General features: G+C 44.0%; 22 protein-coding genes and 1 pseudogene. 8 read left to right on the forward strand and 15 right to left on the reverse strand.

Going from position 1 to position 20578, the window contains the following annotated elements; translation table 11 throughout:
* The first annotated feature begins 187 nt into the window (after positions 1 to 187).
* Positions 188 to 424, forward strand: a complete 237-nt coding sequence (locus ACN6NF_RS14935) for a hypothetical protein (RefSeq protein WP_474318356.1) — start codon at positions 188 to 190, stop codon at positions 422 to 424.
* Between the two features lie 88 nt (positions 425 to 512).
* Here ACN6NF_RS14935 and ACN6NF_RS14940 read toward each other — a convergent pair whose 3' ends face one another.
* From ACN6NF_RS14940 to ACN6NF_RS14965, 6 genes are all read right to left on the reverse strand, one after another.
* On the reverse strand, positions 513 to 857 hold the full coding sequence (locus tag ACN6NF_RS14940; protein ID WP_013371810.1) for a winged helix-turn-helix transcriptional regulator: 345 nt from the start codon (positions 855 to 857) through the stop codon (positions 513 to 515).
* Between the two features lie 242 nt (positions 858 to 1099).
* Positions 1100 to 1831, reverse strand: coding sequence for a ThuA domain-containing protein (locus ACN6NF_RS14945; RefSeq protein WP_474318358.1), 732 nt, complete (start codon positions 1829 to 1831; stop codon positions 1100 to 1102).
* 20 nt (positions 1832 to 1851) lie between these two features.
* Positions 1852 to 2820 (reverse strand): sugar phosphate isomerase/epimerase family protein, encoded by a 969-nt coding sequence (locus tag ACN6NF_RS14950; RefSeq protein WP_474318360.1) that lies wholly within the window; start codon positions 2818 to 2820, stop codon positions 1852 to 1854.
* A gap of 77 nt (positions 2821 to 2897) precedes the next feature.
* Positions 2898 to 3980 carry a Gfo/Idh/MocA family protein gene (locus tag ACN6NF_RS14955; protein WP_474318362.1) on the reverse strand — a complete coding sequence of 361 codons (1083 nt, stop codon included), beginning with the start codon at positions 3978 to 3980 and terminating at the stop codon, positions 2898 to 2900.
* On the reverse strand, positions 3973 to 4740 hold the full coding sequence (locus ACN6NF_RS14960; protein ID WP_474318364.1) for a sugar phosphate isomerase/epimerase family protein: 768 nt from the start codon (positions 4738 to 4740) through the stop codon (positions 3973 to 3975). Before ACN6NF_RS14960 ends, ACN6NF_RS14955 begins: the two co-directional genes overlap by 8 nt.
* Positions 4733 to 4921: a hypothetical protein gene (locus ACN6NF_RS14965; protein ID WP_474318366.1), complete on the reverse strand. Its 189-nt coding sequence runs from the start codon at positions 4919 to 4921 to the stop codon at positions 4733 to 4735. Before ACN6NF_RS14965 ends, ACN6NF_RS14960 begins: the two co-directional genes overlap by 8 nt.
* 307 nt (positions 4922 to 5228) lie before the next feature.
* Here ACN6NF_RS14965 and ACN6NF_RS14970 point away from each other — a divergent pair, with 307 nt between their 5' ends.
* Positions 5229 to 6047: an AraC family transcriptional regulator gene (locus ACN6NF_RS14970; RefSeq protein WP_013371816.1), complete on the forward strand. Its 819-nt coding sequence runs from the start codon at positions 5229 to 5231 to the stop codon at positions 6045 to 6047.
* A gap of 80 nt (positions 6048 to 6127) precedes the next feature.
* Here the strand turns inward: ACN6NF_RS14970 and ACN6NF_RS14975 are convergent, their stop codons facing one another.
* From ACN6NF_RS14975 to ACN6NF_RS14995, 5 genes are all read right to left on the reverse strand, one after another.
* Positions 6128 to 7612, reverse strand: coding sequence for an alpha-N-arabinofuranosidase (locus ACN6NF_RS14975; RefSeq protein WP_474318368.1), 1485 nt, complete (start codon positions 7610 to 7612; stop codon positions 6128 to 6130).
* Between the two features lie 337 nt (positions 7613 to 7949).
* A complete protein-coding gene (locus ACN6NF_RS14980) occupies positions 7950 to 8228 on the reverse strand; it encodes a DUF6171 family protein (protein ID WP_474318370.1) in 279 nt (92 codons plus the stop codon).
* Between the two features lie 96 nt (positions 8229 to 8324).
* Entirely contained in the window at positions 8325 to 8645 is a 321-nt protein-coding gene (locus tag ACN6NF_RS14985) for a hypothetical protein (RefSeq protein WP_474318372.1), read from the reverse strand.
* 55 nt (positions 8646 to 8700) lie between these two features.
* The gene (locus tag ACN6NF_RS14990) at positions 8701 to 9645 is read right to left on the reverse strand and encodes a Gfo/Idh/MocA family protein (RefSeq protein WP_474318374.1); all 945 of its coding nucleotides are present in this window, start codon (positions 9643 to 9645) and stop codon (positions 8701 to 8703) included.
* A gap of 163 nt (positions 9646 to 9808) precedes the next feature.
* Entirely contained in the window at positions 9809 to 10498 is a 690-nt protein-coding gene (locus tag ACN6NF_RS14995) for a TerC family protein (RefSeq protein ID WP_090890093.1), read from the reverse strand.
* 352 nt (positions 10499 to 10850) lie between these two features.
* On the opposite strand from ACN6NF_RS14995, the gene ACN6NF_RS15000 reads away from it, so the two are divergent.
* Together ACN6NF_RS15000 and msrA are read left to right on the forward strand one after the other, a co-directional pair.
* A complete protein-coding gene (locus ACN6NF_RS15000; RefSeq protein WP_474318376.1) occupies positions 10851 to 11468 on the forward strand; it encodes a TVP38/TMEM64 family protein in 618 nt (205 codons plus the stop codon).
* A 179-nt stretch (positions 11469 to 11647) separates the two neighbouring features.
* On the forward strand, positions 11648 to 12619 hold the full coding sequence (gene msrA, locus ACN6NF_RS15005; protein WP_474318378.1) for a peptide-methionine (S)-S-oxide reductase MsrA: 972 nt from the start codon (positions 11648 to 11650) through the stop codon (positions 12617 to 12619).
* A gap of 94 nt (positions 12620 to 12713) precedes the next feature.
* On the opposite strand, the gene ACN6NF_RS15010 is transcribed toward msrA, so the two are convergent.
* Entirely contained in the window at positions 12714 to 13517 is an 804-nt protein-coding gene (locus tag ACN6NF_RS15010) for a lipid II flippase Amj family protein (protein WP_474318380.1), read from the reverse strand.
* Between the two features lie 151 nt (positions 13518 to 13668).
* On the opposite strand from ACN6NF_RS15010, the gene ACN6NF_RS15015 reads away from it, so the two are divergent.
* Positions 13669 to 13857 (forward strand): DUF2188 domain-containing protein, encoded by a 189-nt coding sequence (locus tag ACN6NF_RS15015; protein WP_404301997.1) that lies wholly within the window; start codon positions 13669 to 13671, stop codon positions 13855 to 13857.
* A 189-nt stretch (positions 13858 to 14046) separates the two neighbouring features.
* Here ACN6NF_RS15015 and ACN6NF_RS15020 read toward each other — a convergent pair whose 3' ends face one another.
* Entirely contained in the window at positions 14047 to 14751 is a 705-nt protein-coding gene (locus tag ACN6NF_RS15020) for a YitT family protein (protein ID WP_474318382.1), read from the reverse strand.
* Between the two features lie 422 nt (positions 14752 to 15173).
* Positions 15174 to 16100 carry a DMT family transporter gene (locus tag ACN6NF_RS15025; RefSeq protein ID WP_474318384.1) on the reverse strand — a complete coding sequence of 309 codons (927 nt, stop codon included), beginning with the start codon at positions 16098 to 16100 and terminating at the stop codon, positions 15174 to 15176.
* A gap of 303 nt (positions 16101 to 16403) precedes the next feature.
* Here ACN6NF_RS15025 and ACN6NF_RS15030 point away from each other — a divergent pair, with 303 nt between their 5' ends.
* Positions 16404 to 16805 carry a YhjD family protein gene (locus ACN6NF_RS15030; protein ID WP_474318386.1) on the forward strand — a complete coding sequence of 134 codons (402 nt, stop codon included), beginning with the start codon at positions 16404 to 16406 and terminating at the stop codon, positions 16803 to 16805.
* 114 nt (positions 16806 to 16919) lie between these two features.
* Positions 16920 to 17207 carry a hypothetical protein gene (locus ACN6NF_RS15035; protein WP_474318388.1) on the forward strand — a complete coding sequence of 96 codons (288 nt, stop codon included), beginning with the start codon at positions 16920 to 16922 and terminating at the stop codon, positions 17205 to 17207.
* Between the two features lie 96 nt (positions 17208 to 17303).
* Here ACN6NF_RS15035 and ACN6NF_RS15040 read toward each other — a convergent pair whose 3' ends face one another.
* On the reverse strand, positions 17304 to 19829 hold the full coding sequence (locus ACN6NF_RS15040; protein WP_474318390.1) for a transglycosylase domain-containing protein: 2526 nt from the start codon (positions 19827 to 19829) through the stop codon (positions 17304 to 17306).
* Positions 19830 to 20009: 180 nt separating this feature from the next.
* On the opposite strand from ACN6NF_RS15040, the pseudogene ACN6NF_RS15045 reads away from it, so the two are divergent.
* Positions 20010 to 20431 (forward strand): annotated as a pseudogene (locus tag ACN6NF_RS15045) (Y-family DNA polymerase); the annotation flags it as partial.
* Positions 20432 to 20578: the final 147 nt, after the last annotated feature.

Raw genomic sequence — 20578 nt, forward strand, 5'->3', positions numbered from 1 at the left:
ATTCCGATACAAAGGACTGGTTTCTATGGAGATACATACTTCGAATTGCCCAAAATGCGGTTCCGTTTTCCGTCAAAATCTTAGAAACCTGTGTAATACTTGTCTTCAAGAAGAAAATATATTCTTTGACCGCTGTTCTAACTATTTGTGGAAGCATCCTTCTACTCATACCCGCCAACTCAGTGATATGACTGGTACACCTATGGATTTGCTCACAGATTGGGTAAGAGCAGGCAAATTTCCCTCCACATACAGTCAGCTTGATTATCCTTGCGAGTCCTGCCGTTCTCCCATTTATGCAGGAAGACTTTGCCACTCCTGCCTAGGCACATTTCGGTCAGCTGCACTGGATATTCAATCCCGTGTCCCCCGCCGTACAACAACCGGAGTATTCTCAGTAGCAGGGCGTGCTAAAAGCTATTAAGCCGTACTACTTACCACAAAATAAAAAAACAGCCTTTTTCCTAGGAAAAGGCTGTTTTGCTATGAAAAACACTTAATGAGTTTGGTGATCATCTAATCCATTCCTCAGCCCAAAATTGAATCTGCTCCATAACCGGCTGAAGGGCACGACCTTTAGTGGTTAGCTCATATTCAATGCGGACAGGAGTTTCCGGATATACATGGCGTGTAAGAATCCCTTCATTTTCCAGATCCTTCATCCGCTCTGATAACATTTTGTCACTCATTGTGGGAATCAGATTGGAAATATCCTTAAACCGCTTGGGACCGCTCATCATAGATTGAATAATCAATCCATTCCAGCGCTTACCCAGACATGAAAAGGCGGTTTCAAAACGCGGACACATTTTTGTAAATTGCGGTTGACTCTCCAAATTTTTCACCTTCTTTTGCATTTCGGTTTGATAAAGCTTTCCTTTTGTTAGTATATATCATTTTAGCATACTTTATCCCGAAAGAAAACACTTTCTTTAATTTAATACCTGCGCTGATAAAGTTGCCATGACCAAAATTGATTATACAACAAACCAATACGGCAGGTATATGTCTAATTCGTTAAATACAAAAAGGCGGATCCCAAGAGGTTCCGCCTGTAAATCTGTTCTTTATAGAATTCATTATAATGTGATTATTGTAACTATACCAACACTCCACCAAGAGGCCTTACCGGTTCACTTCTACCATATATTGGTTTTTTATTACTTGTTGGAGAAGCCCAACGGATGCTGTTAGCAATGACCTTCAAAATATCAGGTTGGTAATAAGTTGGATAGGTCTCATGTCCTGGTCTGAAATAAAATATTTTACCACTGCCTCGATGGAAGGTGCATCCCGTTCTAAATACTTCGCCGCCTTCAAAGTTACTGATAAAGACCAGTTCATCCGGCGCAGGAATATCAAAGAACTCGCCATACATCTCTTCGTGCTCCAAGAGAATTTTGGCGTCTATCCCTTCTGCAATGGGATGTGACGGATGTACCGACCAAATAATCTCCTGCTCGCCTGCAACTCTCCATTTTAAATCACAACTGGTGCCCATCAGAGCTTTAAATGGCTTGGAAAAATGGCCTGAGTGCAGTACGATAAGGCCCATTCCTTCCTGCACACGCTTGACGACACGCGCTGTAACTTCATCGCTCACCTGATCGTGGGCTTTATGTCCCCACCACAGCAGCACATCTGTAGAATTGAGGATTTCTTCTCCCAAACCATGATCGGCATCGTCACGCAGGGTAGCTGTTCGAATGGTAAAACTCTCATCTGCTAAGCCATCCGCCAATGCTTGGTGTATGCCATTAGGATAAACTCGTTTGGCTTCATCATTTAACTTCTCGTTTAGAAATTCATTCCAAATGGTGACGTTAATCATCCATAGTTCCCCCTATTAGGTTAGACCCACCACATCTCGCTCAGCGGTTCCTCAATCAGGATCTGGCGAAGATTATGGACAGCTTTAGTAAAGCCTTCTTCCACAGACATCAAACCATCTTCATGCTCAATACTCACTACATAATCGTAACCCACCAGACGCAGTGCACTGATAATATCCGCCCAGGTTTTTACATCATGTCCATAGCCTACGGTGCGGAACTGCCATGCTCGATCTAACATATTCGTATATTCCTGCATATCGGTAAGCCCGTATTTATTAACATTGATCGGATCAATCGTCGTATCCTTGGCATGGAAATGGTGAATGGCTCCCTCTCGGCCCAAAATTTGAACCGCCTGCACTGGATCAATTCCCTGCCACCACATATGGCTCGGGTCCAGATTAGCACCAATGACCTCTCCTGCCGCTTCACGCAAACGAAGCAAGGTTGCTGGTGTATGAACGGAGAAGCCCCCGTGTAATTCCAGTCCTATTTTAACATGGTGATCTGCTGCAAATTTACCCGTTTCGGTCCAGTAAGGAATAATTTTATTTTCCCATTGCCACTTCAACACTTCCTGAAAATCATTAGGCCACGGAGCCACGGGCCAGTTTGGATACTTCGCGTCCTCGTGATCCCCCGGACAGCCTGAGAAAGTGTTCACGACAGGAACTTCCAGCTTTTCTGCCAATCGGACGGTCTTCAAAAATGCATCATGATCAGCCTGTGCCAAATGCTTTTGCGGATGAAGCGGATTACCATGACAGCTAAGCGCGCTAATCGTCAGTCCCCGGGACTCTACTGCTTTTTTGAAATTTTTGAGCGCCGTATCGTTCTCCAGCAGCTCATCCGGCTTGCAATGCTTATCTCCCGGGTTGCCGCCTGTTCCAATTTCTACAGCATCCAATCCTTGAGAAGCCACATAATCCAGCGCCTCCTCCAGCGAACGTCCACCGAACAACACCATAAATACTCCAAGTTTCAAAAGAAATCCCTCCCTGTATCATATGTGAAAAAAGCTGCTTTCATTATAGTGATTGTCTATTCGGGATAATTACAGGCTCAGTCAAAATAGACTGCTTTTCCCGTGCGGGCCGATTCATAGATGGCTTCCAAAATTTCAGTAACAACCAATGCCTGCTCCGGCTTCACAAGGAGTTCTTTGTCGTCCAGAATAGATTCGATCCACAGACGAGCTTCACGGTCTGCTTCATTTTCCGTTTCACCGGAGTAAAAGGCCACTCCTCCTGCATTCAGATCTATTTTCGTATCAAACAAACGGCTGTTCTTTTCTCCGTTAATACGCAATCCATCCTGCATATCTGCTCCGCCTTCGGTACCGCATAACAACGTCTTAGCTTCACCAAACTCTACAACATTTAATGCCCAGCTGGATTCCAATACAATGGTAGCTCCATTTTGCATGGTGATGAACCCAAAAGCTGAGTCCTCTACTTTAAATTCATCAGGATTCCATGGTCCAAAAGCATTTGCTGCATTTTTTCGGTCCCCCAACTTATGGAAGGTTGAACCTAGTACGCTTTTAGGCTTGTAATTATCTATCAGCCAGAGTGTCAGATCGAGTGCGTGTGTGCCGATATCAATAAGCGGGCCACCGCCCTGTTTCTCTTCATCCAAGAACACTCCCCAGGTTGGAACCGCACGGCGGCGTAAAGCAATGGCTTTACCGAGATAAATCTCACCAAGCTCTCCTTGCTCGACCAATTGCTTCAGATACAGACTGTCATCACGATAACGATTTTGATAAGCAATGGACAGCTTTTTGCCTGTACGGTTGGCCGCATCAAGCATTTCCCGTGCCTGCTCAGCAGTTTTAGCCATCGGCTTTTCACATAGTACATGCTTACCTGCCTCAAGCGCCGCTACCGTAATTTCCGAGTGCGAGTCGTTAGGGGTACATACATGTACAACTTCAATGTCTTTATTTTCAAGCAACTGACGGTAATCGCTATAAACTTGCGATCCTTCAGCACCATACTTTTCAGCAGCCTCTTCAGCACGTTCTGGTATAATGTCACAGAAAGCAATAATTTCTGCTCTCTTCTGCTTGGCAAGACTCGGCAAGTGTTTGCCGTTGGCAATGCCCCCACAACCGATAATCCCGATCTTGAGTGTTTTAGACATGAATATTTCCTCCTTGAGCTACGTATTGTTGGAGCCACTTCATACTAGTTTCAATGCTTTCGATTGGAGGGTTTGAGCTGAAATCCTGTTCCACAACAACCCAATCCACGCCTGCTTCAATAGCAGCGTCTGTAATGGCCTGAAGCTGCACTTCTCCTTTGCCTAACTCTACAGTAACTGCCTTTTGCTGCTCGTCACGTGCCATATCCTTTAAGTGAATGATAGGCAGGCGTCCACGATATCGTCCGATGTATTCCACTGGATCATAGCCTCCATAGTATACCCAACAAGTATCCATTTCGACCTGTAACAAATCATCGGAAACCGCATCATATAGAGCATCGAATACCGGGCGATCATTGATTTTCTCTGTTAGTTCAAAATCATGATTATGATAAGCCAGTATCAATCCATGCTCCTTTGCTTTTTTACCAATACGATTCAGATTAACAAAAAGGTCTTCCCACTCCCGTTCTTCTTCGGTTAAATAAGGAACAATGAGATACTTATTGCCCAATTCTTTGTGATATGCGATTTCCTCATCCAAATGATGCAGCAAGCGGCTGTATTGTATATGGGTTCCGACAACTTCCAGATTCAGCTCATCCAAAAGCGCCCTGACATCCTTGGCATTACGTCCGAAAAAGCTATGAAACTCAACACCTTTATAGCCCAGCTCAGCTACCTTGCGCAATGTACCTTCAAAATCCTGTTCAAGCTCTTCCCTAACTGTGTATAATTGCAATCCTACTTTAGTCATTCTCCTTCACCTCTTCGTTAGGATGAACTTCCGTTATAGCTGTTTCATTACACATGCTCGCCTGCCTCTGATAGTGCACATCTGCCAGTGCATGGCTGCCAGGCACTAACAGATAAAATGCAAGCTCCATCTCAGGTTGATGCAGCAATTCACCCATTTTGTATACGTTTTCAATACTCAATTTATCGTCCCTCTCCTTGACCCTCTTATCCAGTAGATCATTGAAGGCCACTACTTCAAAGTGCGGGTTGGTTTGGAGAATTTAAAGATATACCGAGCTAATGTTACCACAGCCGATAATCCCGGCCTTGATTCGTTCTATGTCTTCACACTCCTTGGCCTCTAACATGTACTTTCTCATCTAACATGTAAGCTTTACAGTTCACATGGTATTCTATTTTGCTTTCGTTTAAAATGAATAATATGATTAAAACATGAACAATCTGGTCAATATTTGAAACAACCATGTGCCCAAAGGAGTCATCATCATGTCTATCATTGAACCTTGCCAGGTTCTTACCGCAGGCTATTCCTTCCACCGTAAGCCCTTTTACTCGAACCAGCCTGATGGAATCAAAAATTATTTATTCCGTCTGCAAACAGATGGACGCTGTCAAGCACGCATTGACGGGAAAATGACACGGATTGAGGCAGGTGACCTGCTGCTGTTCAATCCGACCGAGCCTTATGAACTGGATATTCACAGTGAGTTAAACCCCATGGGAGAGCAGGTTGTAGAGAGTGGGGATTATCACATTTTTTTCGGTGGCCCCTGGGTAGATGAGTGGTGGAATCATCACAAACGTCCCAACCGAATTAAGGTTCAGCTCACAGAAGCCCTGCTTGGTCTATTTCGTCAGCTCGTGTTGGAGCAGCGACGTATTTCTAATCCTTACCCGGAAATATCAAGCTATTACATACGCATTTTATGTTTGGAGTTTGACCGTATACTATCCGAGCAACCCATTGCTACTCATCATAACTATCTTGCTTATCAAATTAAAAATTATATTGAAGAAAATGCATCATCTAATTTTAAGCTGGATGATGTATCTTCACACGTCGGGATCAGTGTATCCCGAGCGGTACACCTGTTTAAGGAAACGTTCGATACGAGCATTATGCAATACACACTGGATATCAGGCTTAACATGGCAAGGGAGCGTATCATTTTCAGTCCCATGTCACTGGAACAAGCCGCCGAATCATCAGGATTTGCGAACTACACATACTTTCACCGTGTATTTCGTTCCCGCTTTGGCATGTCGCCCAAAGAATTCAGATTGATTCACCGCGAGCAATTGTAGGAAAAAGAGAGCGTTCCCCTGAACGCTCTCTTTTTTATAACAATACTACATGGATACTACTTACATACCACCATCTGTTTTTACGGAGCAATCGTCAGCATCACAACCGACATCGGTGGCAGTGTAACATCCAGATGCTGACCTTGCAGCTGATAAGATGTAAAAGCTTCTTTTTTCACACGCTCTGGCTGATCAAATGTATTATGTGCCTGCATATCGTCACTGGCTAAGACAACACCATTGATCTCCTTAACCTCTTCGAGCCCTCTTAGCTCAAGGCTCAAATTTGCCGATTCGCCCGGATGGACGTTGCATAAGCTTATATGAATAAAGCCATCTTGCGCCTTAGAGGCAGACACACTTACTTGTGGAATGGAATCTCCATCATACTCATAATTGCCTACCTTCGCATGAATAGCCAATGCTTGTGCATCCTGATGCACTTTGAACATTTCAAATACATGGTATGTCGGGGTCAACAGCATAGCAGGGCCTTCAGTCAGAACCATTGCTTGCAAAACGTTGACCATTTGAGCAATATTTGTCATTTGCACTCGATCATGATGATTATGGAATATGTGCAAGTGTAGTCCGGCTACCAACGCATCCCGCATTGTATTTTGCTGATACAGGAAGCCAGGATTGGTACCCGGCTCGGTCAGGAACCAAGTTCCCCATTCATCGACGATCAGCCCTACCCGTTTGTCAGGATCATATTGGTCCATAATGGCAGAGTGGCGAGTAATCAATTCATCCATGTGCAATGATTTTTTCATCGTCTCAAACCATTCTGCTTCATCAAAACCAACTGCGTGTCGTTTCCCTTCCCAACTCCCCGGAATTGTGTAGTTGTGCAGACTCAAACCGTCCATAAGGTGCCCAGCTTCTCGCATCAGCACTTCGGTCCAACGATAATCATCTACATTCGCCCCACCAGCTATTCGATAAATGCGATTCTTCCCATAGTTACGGACATATGTCTGATAGCGGCGATATAGGTCGGCATAATATTCCGGGCGCATGTTACCGCCACAACCCCAGTTTTCGTTACCGACTCCAAAATATTTGAGCTTCCATGGTTTCTCACGACCGTTTTCCTGACGCCATGCAGCCATAGGGGACTCCCCGTCAAAGGTCATGTACTCTACCCACTCCGACATTTCCTGCACTGTACCACTGCCTACATTCCCACAAATATACGGCTCTGCATTCAATAGCTCACACAGTTGGAAAAACTCATGTGTACCAAAATGGTTATTTTCAACCACACCGCCCCAGTGCGTATTTACCATTCTTTTGCGGTTTTCTTTCGGCCCGATCCCATCTTTCCAATGATATTCATCCGCAAAACAGCCCCCAGGCCAGCGCAGCACAGGAATGTTGAGCTTCTTGAGCGCTTCCACCACATCATTTCGAATTCCGTCAGTGTTAGGGATTGGAGAGTCCTGTCCCACCCATAAGCCTTCATAAATGCATCGCCCAAGATGCTCGGCAAATTGTCCATAAATATTTTTATTAATAACGCCCTGTTCCCAATCGGTATTTACAATAACAGAACCCTTCACAACAAACCCTCCCAAAACATTAAGATTGTTGGAGCATCACAAAAATGATCGCGCTTTCATAACGGTATAAACTGCACTCTCACTTCCGTTATCTTTTTTCTGACTCTAATGTTACACATTGTCACACTTGCACCTTATATCTCCTTATTAATATAAATATTAATAATTAATTAAACAAAAACATTTTACGTGTTTAATATATTTTATTGGCTACAATTTGTCAATTGCTAACAACAAAATCCAAGCAAACCAAAAAGGTCTGCCATTAAGGCAGACCAAGGTATGATTACTTTAGCCCGTAATTTCAGGTTTAACTGAATCTGGGCTTTACACTTTTTCAAGCTGATCCTTGCCAACGTGAACCGTGGTAACTGGGACAATTTTGAGTTGCTGCCAAAGCACGTATACGAACAATACTTCCGCTAATGCCACATGTGTGACCGGACATTAACTCATCGCATTGTGCACAGGCCAACAGTCTGGCTTCGTACACTTCATCGTTTACACATTCCATTTTGGGTCTCATATTGTTTAGAATTCTGGAAATTTGCTCTTCCGATAAAGCGATATCTCTTTCACAGCCTTTACAAGTACTTGGCACAGGTATATCTTCCATCGTCAGCTTACCCTCCCGATCAACAATATCCTCAGTAAATAGTTTATTTTTACGATGCTATGAATGATTTTGCCAGATGCTTTATTTTAGTTGGACTTATTTCCGTTCCGACGGAAGCTGGGCAGCCGCCTCGGATACGACCATCGCCAAGTCCTCATTTCCGAACATGGACAGTACACCTAATACCGTATCCAGCGGAATATCACCCGCTTCTTCGCGCGATACAGTCAGCTTGCGTATTCGCAACAGGCGCTCGTTGCTGTCCTGCTGCGGGTACGCTGCACGATATAATTCCTCTGGTTCCAAGCTGTTATTGATGCACCATTGAGCAAACACAAGGATCATCATATCTTCTTCTTGCTTATAATTTTCAATGATGGCTTCTTCTAGCTGTTTACCGCGGTTGTCTTCTTCCATTGATACATTTCTCCTTCAACCTAATTCTTGATGTCTGGATCGTCATAGTTCGATATTAATCACTCAAACGATTAATCAGTTCTTCCGCCAGCATATGGCTTTCCAACACTTTTCCAGCTTGTATAGCACACTCCTCCGGACGATGAATATGCTCCAGAAAATGATTCACCACCCCGGTGAATCCCCGTCTTTCCAATATTGTCTCCCAGATTCCAAAAGTTTGCGTTCTTGATAAATGATTTTTTTGCATGAAAACAGCCTGTTCCATATTCGTTACTTCAACAGACCGTCCTGCCCCGTGAAGCTCCAGCTTCTCTATGTCAGCCCCTGCCTGTCTGCTCATACTGTATGTACCAGCGGCATTTCCCAAGCGTAAAGTCCCGAACGCAGCTTCCATATACCCTTCACTCGTTGTATTCAGACTACTATGCAGTAGCTCATAATCATCGCTACCCAGCCACAATAGCAAATCAAGCATATGAATTAAATCATCATAAACCGTCTGTGCCGCCGGTCTACGATCATATCCAGTTCGGTGTTTAATCGCCGCACATTGACTGAAACCGCCCACTTCCTCTAGCCAAGCTTTTGCAGCCACATAGTGCGGAGCAAAACGTCGATTAAAACCTACCGCCAGCAGTACAGCCTGTGCCTCCGCGAAAGCAGTCATTTCCAGATTCTGACGAACATCATAGGACAATGGTTTATCCACGTACACCGCTATCCCTTTTTCAATACACGCCATGACTAGGTCAAAATGAGCTTCGGTGGCCGCATGTATAAATACAGCTTCCGGCTCCCATGCCAGCATTTCCTTCACATCCGTCGTTCCTCTTGGTAGTCTATACTGCTCCATAGTAGAACTAACCGGCTCCTGTGAACGGTTCATGACACCTACGATGTCTACGCCTTGGTGTGCAGCCAGTAACGGCAGGTACACTTTACGAGCAATTCCACCCAATCCTGCAATAGCTACTCTTGTCTTGATTTGCTTGTCCATATCGTTCCACCTCTAATCACTCATTTCATCTGTTGTCTAGTTTACATGGAAGTCCGCTGACAAGCAAAGAAAAGAGGCTACCCCCGATCCAGGTGGACCTGACGGAACAGCCTCTAAAACTTGAGTACCCAGCTTCAGCCAGATTACTTCAATACAAGTTAGCTTATGCGTGCAATGCTTCCTTTTTTGTTTTCTCACTTTTTATTTTTTTAACACGCATCCCAATGGCTACAACCAAAACTACAACCAAGGCTTCAAAGCCGTATTTAACGACTCCATTTGCGAACCAGTGTGCAATTAATGGCTCAGCCACCACCATTTTAGCAGCGGTATACGCTAATACTGCGGCTCCAATCGTAATCACTATCGGGTAACGTTCTGTCAGTTTCAGAATAATCGTGCTTCCCCATACCATGATCGGAACGGAGATTGCCAGACCGAGAATAACAAGTAGCATATCCCCATGAGCGGCTCCCGCAACAGCAAGCACATTATCGAGTCCCATCATTGTATCCGCAATAATAATGGTGCGAATCGCTGCCCACATCTGATTTGTAGCTGAAATTTCATGTTTTTTCTCTTCGACCAACAACTTATAGGCGATATAGATAAGGGCCAGACCCCCAACCAAACGCAATCCATATATTTGCAGTAAGTATGTGACCAGCACTGTAGCAATCACACGAATGATGACTGCTCCCACCGTCCCCCAGATAATGACCTTCTTTTGATTGGCCTTATCAACATTCCGCGCCGCCAAGCCGATTACGATCGCATTGTCACCAGCTAACACCAGATCAATGACAATGATGGACAATAATGCGGTTAAAAACTCAATTGACAAAAAATCCATACGTTTCTCCCACCTTCTTTATTTATTTGTTATACTGTACATAGTTCAGCGCTTTATACTAAAAAAGCGCCATTTCGCGGAATCCGGAAACGGCGCTTGACCCAATTTTGGCATCAAAAAAAGACCGTTTACCCGGATTCCTTGAATCCTGGCAAAGGTCTCGCTTACAACATTACGTTGCCAATAAAGCCGGGGATTAAAGAATCCCGTAATGACGACTTTACTCGCTGAGCTACTCCCCTTTGGGAACTATTCTGTTAGTGGCAGTATAGCATACATTTTTGGGAATGTGAACCCTATTTTTTTCTGTATAAGCAATAAGCCGAACAGGGATATTGAAAGAGGTATGTAAATGAAAAAATGGTTACTCCCCGCGGCTTATGTTTCGCTGCTCTGCATCGCGTTTATCTACAGATATGATTGGCTCGCATGGGCAGACAAGCAAACCTCCTTTCCGGTTTTGCTGCTGCTCGCATTTTTATTCGCGTTAATTCCGTTTATCCCTTACAAGTTGATTATCGCTTCCATTGCTTATGCAGCAGGCGCCTGGCAAGGTGCTCTGATTTGCTGGCTTGGTACTACTTTGGCTGCGTTGGTCGTTTACAGTGCCGTACGTACCCTGCTTCTTGACAAAGGACGTGCTTATTTGGAGCGTGTTCCCGCACTGGAGCGCTTCAATCAGGTCCTGAAGAAAGAGCCTTTTACTGCTGTGCTACTGGCTCGCCTGATTCCAGTCATCCCTCAGGCAGCTGTAAATGTATATGCCGGAGTAGCGGGGTTTCCGTTCTGGAGCTTTATGCTAGGTACAGCGATCGGCAAGCTTCCCGCAATTGCAGTGTATGCTTATGCTGGTGGCACCTTTGCAGAGCATCCAATCACGGGTTTGCTTATTTTACTGCTATATACTGCAATGGTAGGTGGCGGGTTTATCTTTTACCGAAAAAAAGTTAGGCGCGTCAACAAAACATAATACCAGTGAGTTTGTATCGGTTCTGTAGAATGTCTCAATGCAGTTTTTGGGACACACTAAGCTACGCAGCTGAGTACTTTCTAATGTTTCGTTGGATTTTGCAAAAATCATGTATATAATTTAATTGTAAGCTATTTAAATAACAACTAATTAAACATTCTCAGATTGGAGTGATAAATATGAGCACCAACAATCCAAACACGGTAGAAAAGGCAACTTTTGCGGGTGGCTGCTTCTGGTGCATGGTCTCCCCTTTTGAGGAAATGCCCGGTATTTTGAAGGTTAGATCTGGATATACAGGAGGACACACCGAAAATCCTACCTATGAAGAGGTATGCTCTGAAACAACGGGACATGTGGAAGCCGTACAGATTACATTTGACCCCCAAGTGTTCCCGTATGAAAAACTGTTGGAGCTATTTTGGCAACAGATTGATCCAACGGATGAAGGTGGACAGTTCCACGATAGAGGTTCATCCTACCAAACGGCTATTTTCTATCATAATGATGAACAACGCATCAAGGCAGAGGCTTCCAAAGAAGCTCTGGCTCAAAGTGGCCGCTTTGACAAGCCCATTGCAACATCTATTCTGCCTGCGGCAACTTTTTATGAAGCAGAAGAATATCATCAGGACTATCATAAGAAGAACCCCGCTCACTACAAACGCTACCGCAAAGGCTCGGGACGTGAAGATTTTATTGAGCAAAATTGGTCCGCCAAGATTGATAAATCTGATCTTAAAGATCGGCTGACGCCTATTCAATACGAAGTAACACAAAATAACGCGACCGAGCGTCCATTTCAAAATGAGTTTTGGAATCATGAAGCTGAGGGTATTTACGTGGATATCGTATCAGGAGAGCCTTTGTTTAGTTCACTGGACAAATATGATGCGGGTTGTGGCTGGCCTAGCTTTACCCGTCCGTTGCGCAGTTACAATGTCAAAGAAAAGACCGATCTCAGCCATTTCATGATCCGTACCGAGGTGCGAAGTCGCGAAGCAGACTCCCATTTAGGGCACGTATTCGATGATGGTCCAGGTCCAGACGGTCTGCGTTATTGCATCAATTCTGCCGCGCTTCGTTTTGTGCCTCAGGAAGACTTGGTGCGTGAAGGATATGGAGCATATAAGTCATTATTTAAAAAGTAAGCAGCCGTAAAATCATTGGGGCTGACCCGTAATCTATCTTTATTAGATGGTCACGGATCAGCTTTTTTTGATATGGCAGCACATCTTTACTGATCTAGCTCATCACCCACCCAAGCCAAATGGCTAGCGGTACCAGCAATAGCTGAGCTAATAAAGTTCCTGCCAAACGCGAGATGATCATCCAACCGTACACGCTGTTCATCTGGATTAGGGGCAGCTCTCCTCGTAGCGTTTTTTCTGACAACACCGCCAATCTTGGATCAATTAACAAGGTCAACAATACCGTTGCGACGCCATTGATTAAGCCTGACGACATTGACATTGCCGTACCTTGAGCGGGCCATAGGAATGACGCATACAAGGCAGATACCACTCCGGTTGTATAAATTGCAGTAACGGCAAGATTTAAAATAATTAGACGCTTGGGAATCACTCCACTGATCAGGGAGGTAAGCATGGACCAGCTAGGGCGCTTTATGTAGTAGCCTGCATGCTTCCAGCGACTTCGCTTTATTAAATGGCGTATTAAAGCCGGAATAGATCCAGTATGCTCCAAATGCACAATCCATCTGGCTGACATGCGCACCACTGTTGGATACAGTAATATAGCAAGCATAGTTCCAACGGTGGCGGCCAGCAGTACCCCGTGCATATACAGTTCCAGTCTCATATCCGTTCTGCCCAATTGTGCTGCCTCTTTAGCCTGATCGACCATCCCTCCCAGTAAAGGTCCCTGTGCCATATTGGAGGTGCGTGAAACCAACAGCAGCATTCCAGCCACAGTTAGGGCCAATCCAATCCGACGTGCTCGCAAACCACCAAGCCGAAGAGCATAGGACAAGCTATCGGTCGTATGAATGATGATGGTTAGTAAAAAAACGAAACCCCAGGCAAGCAAATGGTTCACTCCTTTTTCTGGTATTCTGCACACCATTATACGCTTTTTCTTAAGATAAATTTTACAATATCTTCATTACTTTAATTTTGTTTGTCTAAGCCAACAACGGTTAATACATAATACATCACCTGCTAAAAAGGAGTGTGCAACGATGCCTTGGAACAAACATGATTACCCGCCATCCATGAAAAATCTGGAACCTCGTGTGCGAGAAAAAGCCGTTGATATCGCTAACGCTCTACTCCGCGAAGGCTATGAAGAAGGGCGTGCTATTGCGATTGCCACCGCTCAAGCTGAGGAATGGAACGATAATCATCCAGCCGAACAAGATAAGAAGTAGAAAAAATATAAAAAACAGCATTCAAGTTACAATGGATATGACCAGAATTTTGCTTTTTCTAATTCTAAAGAGTCATTCATGTGTTGCTGAATGTGAATTGCCGAGCGATCAAAGAAGAGGGAGATGAAGCTGAATACAGCGAAAGGGTGTTACGTAAGAAGATTTCTCTCCTGACGTAACACCCTTTCCTTATTGACGAAGGCTGTGGACGACCGGCACTGTTTTGGCAACTACCTTTTTAGCGGGAATAGCCGCTGGTAGTACCTTTTTCACAGGTCGGTACAATTGGAACGTGGTCGTCCATGTAATTATTTTTCCGGCAAGCCACACAGCCAGTATTGTAAACATTGTTTCCTTCACAGGCAGATACAACAGCGATAATCCCAGTACGATAATGTCACTGACGATAAACACGTTGCCGATTTTCCATCCGCGCCACTCGCTGATCAGCAGAGACAAAATATCATCGCCCCCGGTTGCTCCACCGAATCGCAGTACGATTCCGGCTCCTAAACCTGTGAGCACCCCACAAAGTAGAGCTGCTATTAGCAGATTTCCATGCAGGTCTATAACCAAAGTCGAGTATTTCTCAAATCCTGCATAAAACAGTGAAAAGGCGACGGCTCCGATTAATGCTAACACCATAAATCTTTTGCCTTTCAGTACCCATGCTAGCAATATGACGGGAACATCCAGCATCAGCATACTCCATGCTGGAGATATGCCAAACGCATAATGACCCAGCAGAGCTAACCCTGCAAATCCGCCCTCTGACAAATGATTCTGGGCATTAATGTGATAGTACGTAAAAGCTAAAATGCATGTTCCGAGCAACATGACAGCAATCTGTCTCAGTGCTCCATTGTTCACGATAGATTCGTAAGTTTTCCTCATACAGGCTCCCTCGGTTTCTCGTAAGTTTGATGTGGATGAACCCACTCTTACGGAAGCAACCGGATAAGATGTGCCTGGAGGACTTGGTCCTTCGCATGTACAATCCCCTCTTCCGCAGAGTTGGCTTTCGCAACTTGACGTTACTCCGCGGAAAAGCTAAGTATAAGACAGATCAAATCGTTTCCAAATCGTCCTTTGGGGAAGTATCCTTCGGGGACACATGGTATCCTGATCCTTTCTTTTGTGGAATAAAAACTCCGACATTTCTGTGGTGCATATAATTCTATAATTTATTATACCACACCTTGTCACCTGCTAAACAGCTTGCTTTTTTTGCTGCATCATATTTTATTTTATGTGTGAGCATGCTTTATTGTATGTGCGAGTTGACGCATTATACCAAAGGTTTGGCGAATACACACTTAATGACCTGAGTGTGTTTTATTTTCACTTGGAGCTATTACCCTTAGTTTAGCTGTTCTGCGCTGATTGGCCATAAATACACCCCCGAGTATAAGAACCAGTCCGGTCAGCACGTTCCAGCCGATATGCTCATTCAGAAGTAAAAAGCCCCATACGATGGCACTCACTGGTACAAAATACGTTACCGAAGAAGCGAATTCCGCACTCCCTCGCAAAATCATATAGTTGAACAAGATATATGCTACCCCTGACCCCAAAACTCCTAGTCCTATTAGAGAACCTAATACTCCTGGAACAGAAATGATCGACAAGTCTGGTTTCTCTACAATTGCCATCATAATACCACCCACTGCTGCCGCACCAAACAGTGTCGCAAAGGTAGCCTGATACATGGAAAGATTGGAGAGAAAACGTTTGGAGAGCTGTGTTCCAAATCCGTAGCAGAGAGTCGCAAGTAGCATACATCCAAAACCTACAGGATCAACAGAAATAATAGAGGCAGGATTAATACCCAATAAAATAATAATTCCTATAAATGCTAGACCCATTCCTAACCACTGCAGGCGATGAAATATAGCCCCGAAGAAGGCAAGCCCCACTAACATAGTCCATATTGGTGTGGTGGCATTCAATACAGAAGCCATGCTGCTAGCTATTCTGGTCTCACTAAAACCAATCAATGTCCATGGTAAAACCATGTTGACACATGCTACCAGAATAACCGATTTCCACGGGATGCTTTTGATTTTAAACGGCCTGCGCATAAGAAGCATTAATAAGACGATAAAAATAAGACCAAAGCTGGATCGCAGAAATACAATAGTCCACGGTCCTACTTGATGTAGCAATAATACCTTAATAAACATAAAGGAACCGCCCCAAATAAGGCTCAACAATAATAAAGCTGCATATAACGAACGTGACAATATGTAAACCTTCTTTCTCGACTTTCTTAAGTTAAAAGTAGAAAACGACCGCTATCAGAACGCTATCCCTTCTATGTAAGTTTTTTATCCATTAGCTTAACACAAATTTTGTTTGACTGTCATCGGTCATATACGAAAGAATCTTTACCACAATGGCACATGGAATTAAGACTTCCTGCCACTTTTCCAATAATTGATGATTGCTTTGGCAACAGAAAAATCCCTATGATGAGGTATATCAAGAACATATGTTCTATATACTTATTATATATTGTACTTTCACTCCGCGTAAAGGAGATATTTATGACAAACAAAAAGGTACTTGCTAACAAGCATACAGCTCCTCTGCCTTCTGAAGAAGACGCAGGACTGATCAAAATGTGTGTACTTCTAACACTTGTACTGGATGTGCTGGAACGAGACATTCGTATTATGAATATCTCTCCTCTCAAAATGCCCGATTTGTATATCCGTAGCCTGACTGGAGTGCAACAACGCGTAACTGTTCAATTAGCAGAAACAAAAGACCGAATGAAAAGACAGGGAGTGAAAATATACAGCGAAATCCGAAATCATGAAGGCGTAGAGGTTTTGTATGTATGCCGAGGTTACCAAAGACGATTTTTCATGCTTTCTTCCTTTGCCCGCAGTGAAGTTCGGCGTAAACTCGGATCCTATCTGGGAATTGATCTGACTCAAGACTAAGCCCCCTTATAATCTCGCCTTGCCTACTTGCCTAAACAAAGAGAAGATTTTAAAGCCCATTGGCTACATAGCAAATAATTTGGCTCGTATTCTCAATAAGGAGAAATCTAAAGTATGAAAAAAAGAGCAGAGCCCCATAAAATGCTGGCTCTACTCATAATTACAACAGGCTGCTGGGATCAGGACAGCTTAAAGGATGGCAGATTGGCAAATACATCGACTTATGATTTTACTCCTAAGGGCCTACTCCAGCAAACACTAGAAGTTGTAGATGAATCTCAAACCAATGAAGGTAAAAGTATCAATGAAGTTTATTCAGACACCGAGAATTCTGTCCGACAGATGTACCGGGAGCCTGACTATCCAACTTCCCATATCAAGGTAGCTATTGTAATGGAATAGCGTTGGAATGGGGAGTATCCTAATGTTCCGTTTTCATCCGCAGGTCACTGTCAATATTGTTGGAAACGGTGTACTAAACTAGATCGTCCAGGTTGCTTAGTCGTTGGATTGATCAGTCGTTGGTTCAGGATCGATAACCTCATTAGGCTGAGTTTTTGGAGCACCACTCTGGTTCTCTGATTCAGAAGGTGTCTCCGGCTCGTTTTCAATAGAAGGTTGCGAAGTATCAGTTGATGGCACATCGTTATTCTCATCAGGCGGTTCGATCTCTGCATCTGTGTCAGGAACAGCAGGAGCTGTTTCCTCTGGTGGAACCTCCTCTTGATCTGTTGCTGGTACCTTAATCTCAGGGACATCTTCTTTCTTGATATCTGGTTTGGACGGAACTACTGGTCTAGCAGAACGTGGAAGCTGTTCTCTTCCGACTTCGGTCGGCACGTACTTTTGGTTAAACCAGTCAGTCACGAGGTGACCCGATTGGCGGGAATAGCGTCCTGGCAGCTTACCTGTAAGACTAGATACCGTAACTTTCACAACTCCTTCCGGCTGTATAAAATGCTTATTCTTAAAAAGCTCAGGCTGGTCCTTGACCGCCTCATTCATGATCAACGCCCACACCGACTGTGCTCTGGTGTGACCTTCTTGAGATAATGTATTAACCTGTTGGCGATAACCAGCCCATACGCCTAGCGTAACGTCAGGTGTGTATCCCATAAACCACACATCACCAAAGTTCTGTGTCGTACCCGTTTTACCTGCAATATCAATGGTACCGTAGCTCCTAAAAGCTTTTTGCAGACGTTTGCCAGTTCCTCTCGGGTCTGATATAACGGTTTTGAGCATATCCGTCATCAAAAATGCGGTTTGCTGCGAATATACACGTTTCGTCTGTGGTTTAAATTCATATACAACCTTACCGTTGGCATCTGTAATTTTACTGATCAAGTGAGGTGCATTATACACGCCCATATTGGGAATTGTCCCATATGCTGCGGTCAGTTCCTCGACGGATACCCCCTTACTAAGACCACCTAGAACTCCTGTTTGAGCATGTTCATCCTGTGGTTGAATCGTTGTAATGCCAAGAGAACGCACAAAATTCCAAGCGTTTGGAATTTTAACTTCATATAAAAACAACCTCAGTGCAGGGATGTTGATTGACCGATTGAGTGCTTCACGGGCTGTCATAAGCCCCTCATACCTTCTGTTATAATTTTTAGGAATATGATAACCCTTACGTCCGTCTTTCAATATAATTTGTGAATCATCAATAAGACCGGCAGGCTGAGTGTAACCCTTCTCCAAAGCGGGTAAATAAGCAGCAATAGGCTTCATGGCGGAACCGGGCTGACGTGTCATTTGAGTTGCATAGTTCATTTGCTCGGTATTAAAATCCCGGCCCTCGATCATACCTAGGATAGCCCCTGTTTTATGATCAATCATGATTGCTGCAATCTGTTCCAGTCCCTTCTTCTTACTGTATGGAGAAAAATTTTGTGGATTGGCTGCAATCTGTCGCATATTGCTATACACTTTTTTATTTATCGTTGTATAAATTCGATAGCCGGACCGTTGCAACTCTTCTCGCGTATTTTGAAGAAGCTCAGCATGCTCAGGCTTAGAAATCTCGGCTGCCGTGAGATTCGGATTTTGCTGGAGTGCTAACAACTGAGCGGCCTCCCGCTCTGTTTCCAGCATCAAATAAGGGAATGTGTTATAGCTTTTTTCGCGATGTGGTGCAAGAGTCGCTTTCACGTCAAATTGAAGCGCCTCGTTATATTCGGACAGCGTGAGTTTGCCTGTTTCCAACATTCTTCCCAACACGACGCGTTGGCGCTCCATCGCTTTGTTGAAACCTTCTTCATCAAAATTCCCTTTACCATCAAAAGCGGAATAAACAGATGGCAGCTGTGGAAGACCTGCCAAATAAGCCGCTTGTGCAGTATGAAGCTTATGTAGGTCACTTACATTGAAAATCCCTAACGAAGCAGACTTGATTCCATATAAATTGTAACCAGCAGAACCATTACCAAAAGGCATTTTGTTTAAGTAAGCCGTTAATATTTTGTCTTTGCTCATAAAACGCTCCATACGTAGTGCCAACAGCATTTCCTTCACCTTGCGGCTGTCCGTTTTATCCAGACTGAGGAAAACTCTTCGGGCTACCTGCTGCGTCAGTGTGCTGCCGCCAGTTTGGCGGTTTTCATTCAAAAGCTTCTGTTTGACAGCACGAGCCGTCCCCTTTAAATCTACACCATGGTGCTCATAAAATTGGCTGTCTTCCGTTGAAATGAGGGCATCCACAATGGACTGAGGGACATCCTTCAGATCAACGAGCTGTCGGTCCTCCTCCATGCGCATTCTTCCAACCGGAGTTACCTGATCATTAAAAAATACAAAACTGGTCAGAGCATTCTCATTTACCTTTTCATATATCAATTGACGTGATCGTACAGGTTCATCATGAACCAGTGCCGCTACATAACCGGATACAAGACCTCCGGCAAACAGCACTCCAAGTACACCCGCAAGCGAGAACCACTTGATATTAATAAGCAAAACTCTGCCAAAAATGCGCCACCTACTGCGTTTTTGAGGTGATGGTCGACGTTTTGGGTTCATAAAAATGGTTTTCTCCCCTCAATATTCATTCATTTCCACTTGTTTTTGTTCAAGATAATATGATACGCCATGCTAGGTTTCCCGTAAACTGTAATGTTCCAAAAAATACATTTTTATTAGGAACACTTGTTCTGTATATAATACTACTATAAGAGTATACGTTCAAGAATATTTGAGAATATGATCAATTACATATCAGGAGAGGAGGTCAACATTTTGAAAGAGCGTGGAAGTAGAACCATATTTCTGGCGGACTGCCAAAGCTTTTACACCAGCGTCGAAAAAGCGGATAATCCCGCATACCAAAATAAGCCGCTCGTTGTGGCCGGTGACCCTGCACTTCGTTCAGGCATTATTTTAGCTGCGTGTCCGCTGGCCAAAAAACATGGTATATCCACTGCAGAACGTCTGGGGGAAGCTGTAAAAAATGTCCTGACCTTATCATTGTACGCCAGCGCATGCAGCATTATATCGATGTCTCATTAAAAATAACAGAAATCTAAAATGAGTATACGGATTTGGTTGAGGTTTTCAGCATTGACGAACAATTTCTGGATATGAGCGGAAGTTTCTCCCTGTTCGGAGATCCGGTGAGTTTTTCCTTTTTTCTAAAAATATATCTAAATCTTTAATTGGGTGAGGTTGTAGGTCTAAAATGGTCTGCCATTGATCTGTTCAATAAAACGATCACGATCAGACATACGGTCACTTCTGGTTCACTGAATGGAAAAGTTGCATCAATTAGCAAT

Source organism: Paenibacillus sp. TSM33 (assembly GCF_056099025.1).

What these genes read in the sequence shown, in the direction of transcription:
- ACN6NF_RS14935 (WP_474318356.1), top strand. Translation starts at nt 188, where the DNA reads ATGACTGGTACACCTATGGATTTGCTCACAGATTGGGTAAGAGCAGGC.
- ACN6NF_RS15020 (WP_474318382.1), bottom strand. Translation starts at nt 14,751, where the DNA reads ATGAGGAAAACTTACGAATCTATCGTGAACAATGGAGCACTGAGACAG.
- ACN6NF_RS15015 (WP_404301997.1), top strand. Translation starts at nt 13,669, where the DNA reads ATGCCTTGGAACAAACATGATTACCCGCCATCCATGAAAAATCTGGAA.
- ACN6NF_RS14980 (WP_474318370.1), bottom strand. Translation starts at nt 8,228, where the DNA reads ATGGAAGATATACCTGTGCCAAGTACTTGTAAAGGCTGTGAAAGAGAT.
- msrA (WP_474318378.1), top strand. Translation starts at nt 11,648, where the DNA reads ATGAGCACCAACAATCCAAACACGGTAGAAAAGGCAACTTTTGCGGGT.
- ACN6NF_RS14960 (WP_474318364.1), bottom strand. Translation starts at nt 4,740, where the DNA reads ATGACTAAAGTAGGATTGCAATTATACACAGTTAGGGAAGAGCTTGAA.
- ACN6NF_RS15040 (WP_474318390.1), bottom strand. Translation starts at nt 19,829, where the DNA reads ATGAACCCAAAACGTCGACCATCACCTCAAAAACGCAGTAGGTGGCGC.
- ACN6NF_RS14970 (WP_013371816.1), top strand. Translation starts at nt 5,229, where the DNA reads ATGTCTATCATTGAACCTTGCCAGGTTCTTACCGCAGGCTATTCCTTC.
- ACN6NF_RS15030 (WP_474318386.1), top strand. Translation starts at nt 16,404, where the DNA reads ATGACAAACAAAAAGGTACTTGCTAACAAGCATACAGCTCCTCTGCCT.
- ACN6NF_RS14985 (WP_474318372.1), bottom strand. Translation starts at nt 8,645, where the DNA reads ATGGAAGAAGACAACCGCGGTAAACAGCTAGAAGAAGCCATCATTGAA.
- ACN6NF_RS14940 (WP_013371810.1), bottom strand. Translation starts at nt 857, where the DNA reads ATGCAAAAGAAGGTGAAAAATTTGGAGAGTCAACCGCAATTTACAAAA.
- ACN6NF_RS15000 (WP_474318376.1), top strand. Translation starts at nt 10,851, where the DNA reads ATGAAAAAATGGTTACTCCCCGCGGCTTATGTTTCGCTGCTCTGCATC.
- ACN6NF_RS14945 (WP_474318358.1), bottom strand. Translation starts at nt 1,831, where the DNA reads ATGATTAACGTCACCATTTGGAATGAATTTCTAAACGAGAAGTTAAAT.
- ACN6NF_RS14955 (WP_474318362.1), bottom strand. Translation starts at nt 3,980, where the DNA reads ATGTCTAAAACACTCAAGATCGGGATTATCGGTTGTGGGGGCATTGCC.
- ACN6NF_RS14995 (WP_090890093.1), bottom strand. Translation starts at nt 10,498, where the DNA reads ATGGATTTTTTGTCAATTGAGTTTTTAACCGCATTATTGTCCATCATT.
- ACN6NF_RS15035 (WP_474318388.1), top strand. Translation starts at nt 16,920, where the DNA reads ATGAAAAAAAGAGCAGAGCCCCATAAAATGCTGGCTCTACTCATAATT.
- ACN6NF_RS14990 (WP_474318374.1), bottom strand. Translation starts at nt 9,645, where the DNA reads ATGGACAAGCAAATCAAGACAAGAGTAGCTATTGCAGGATTGGGTGGA.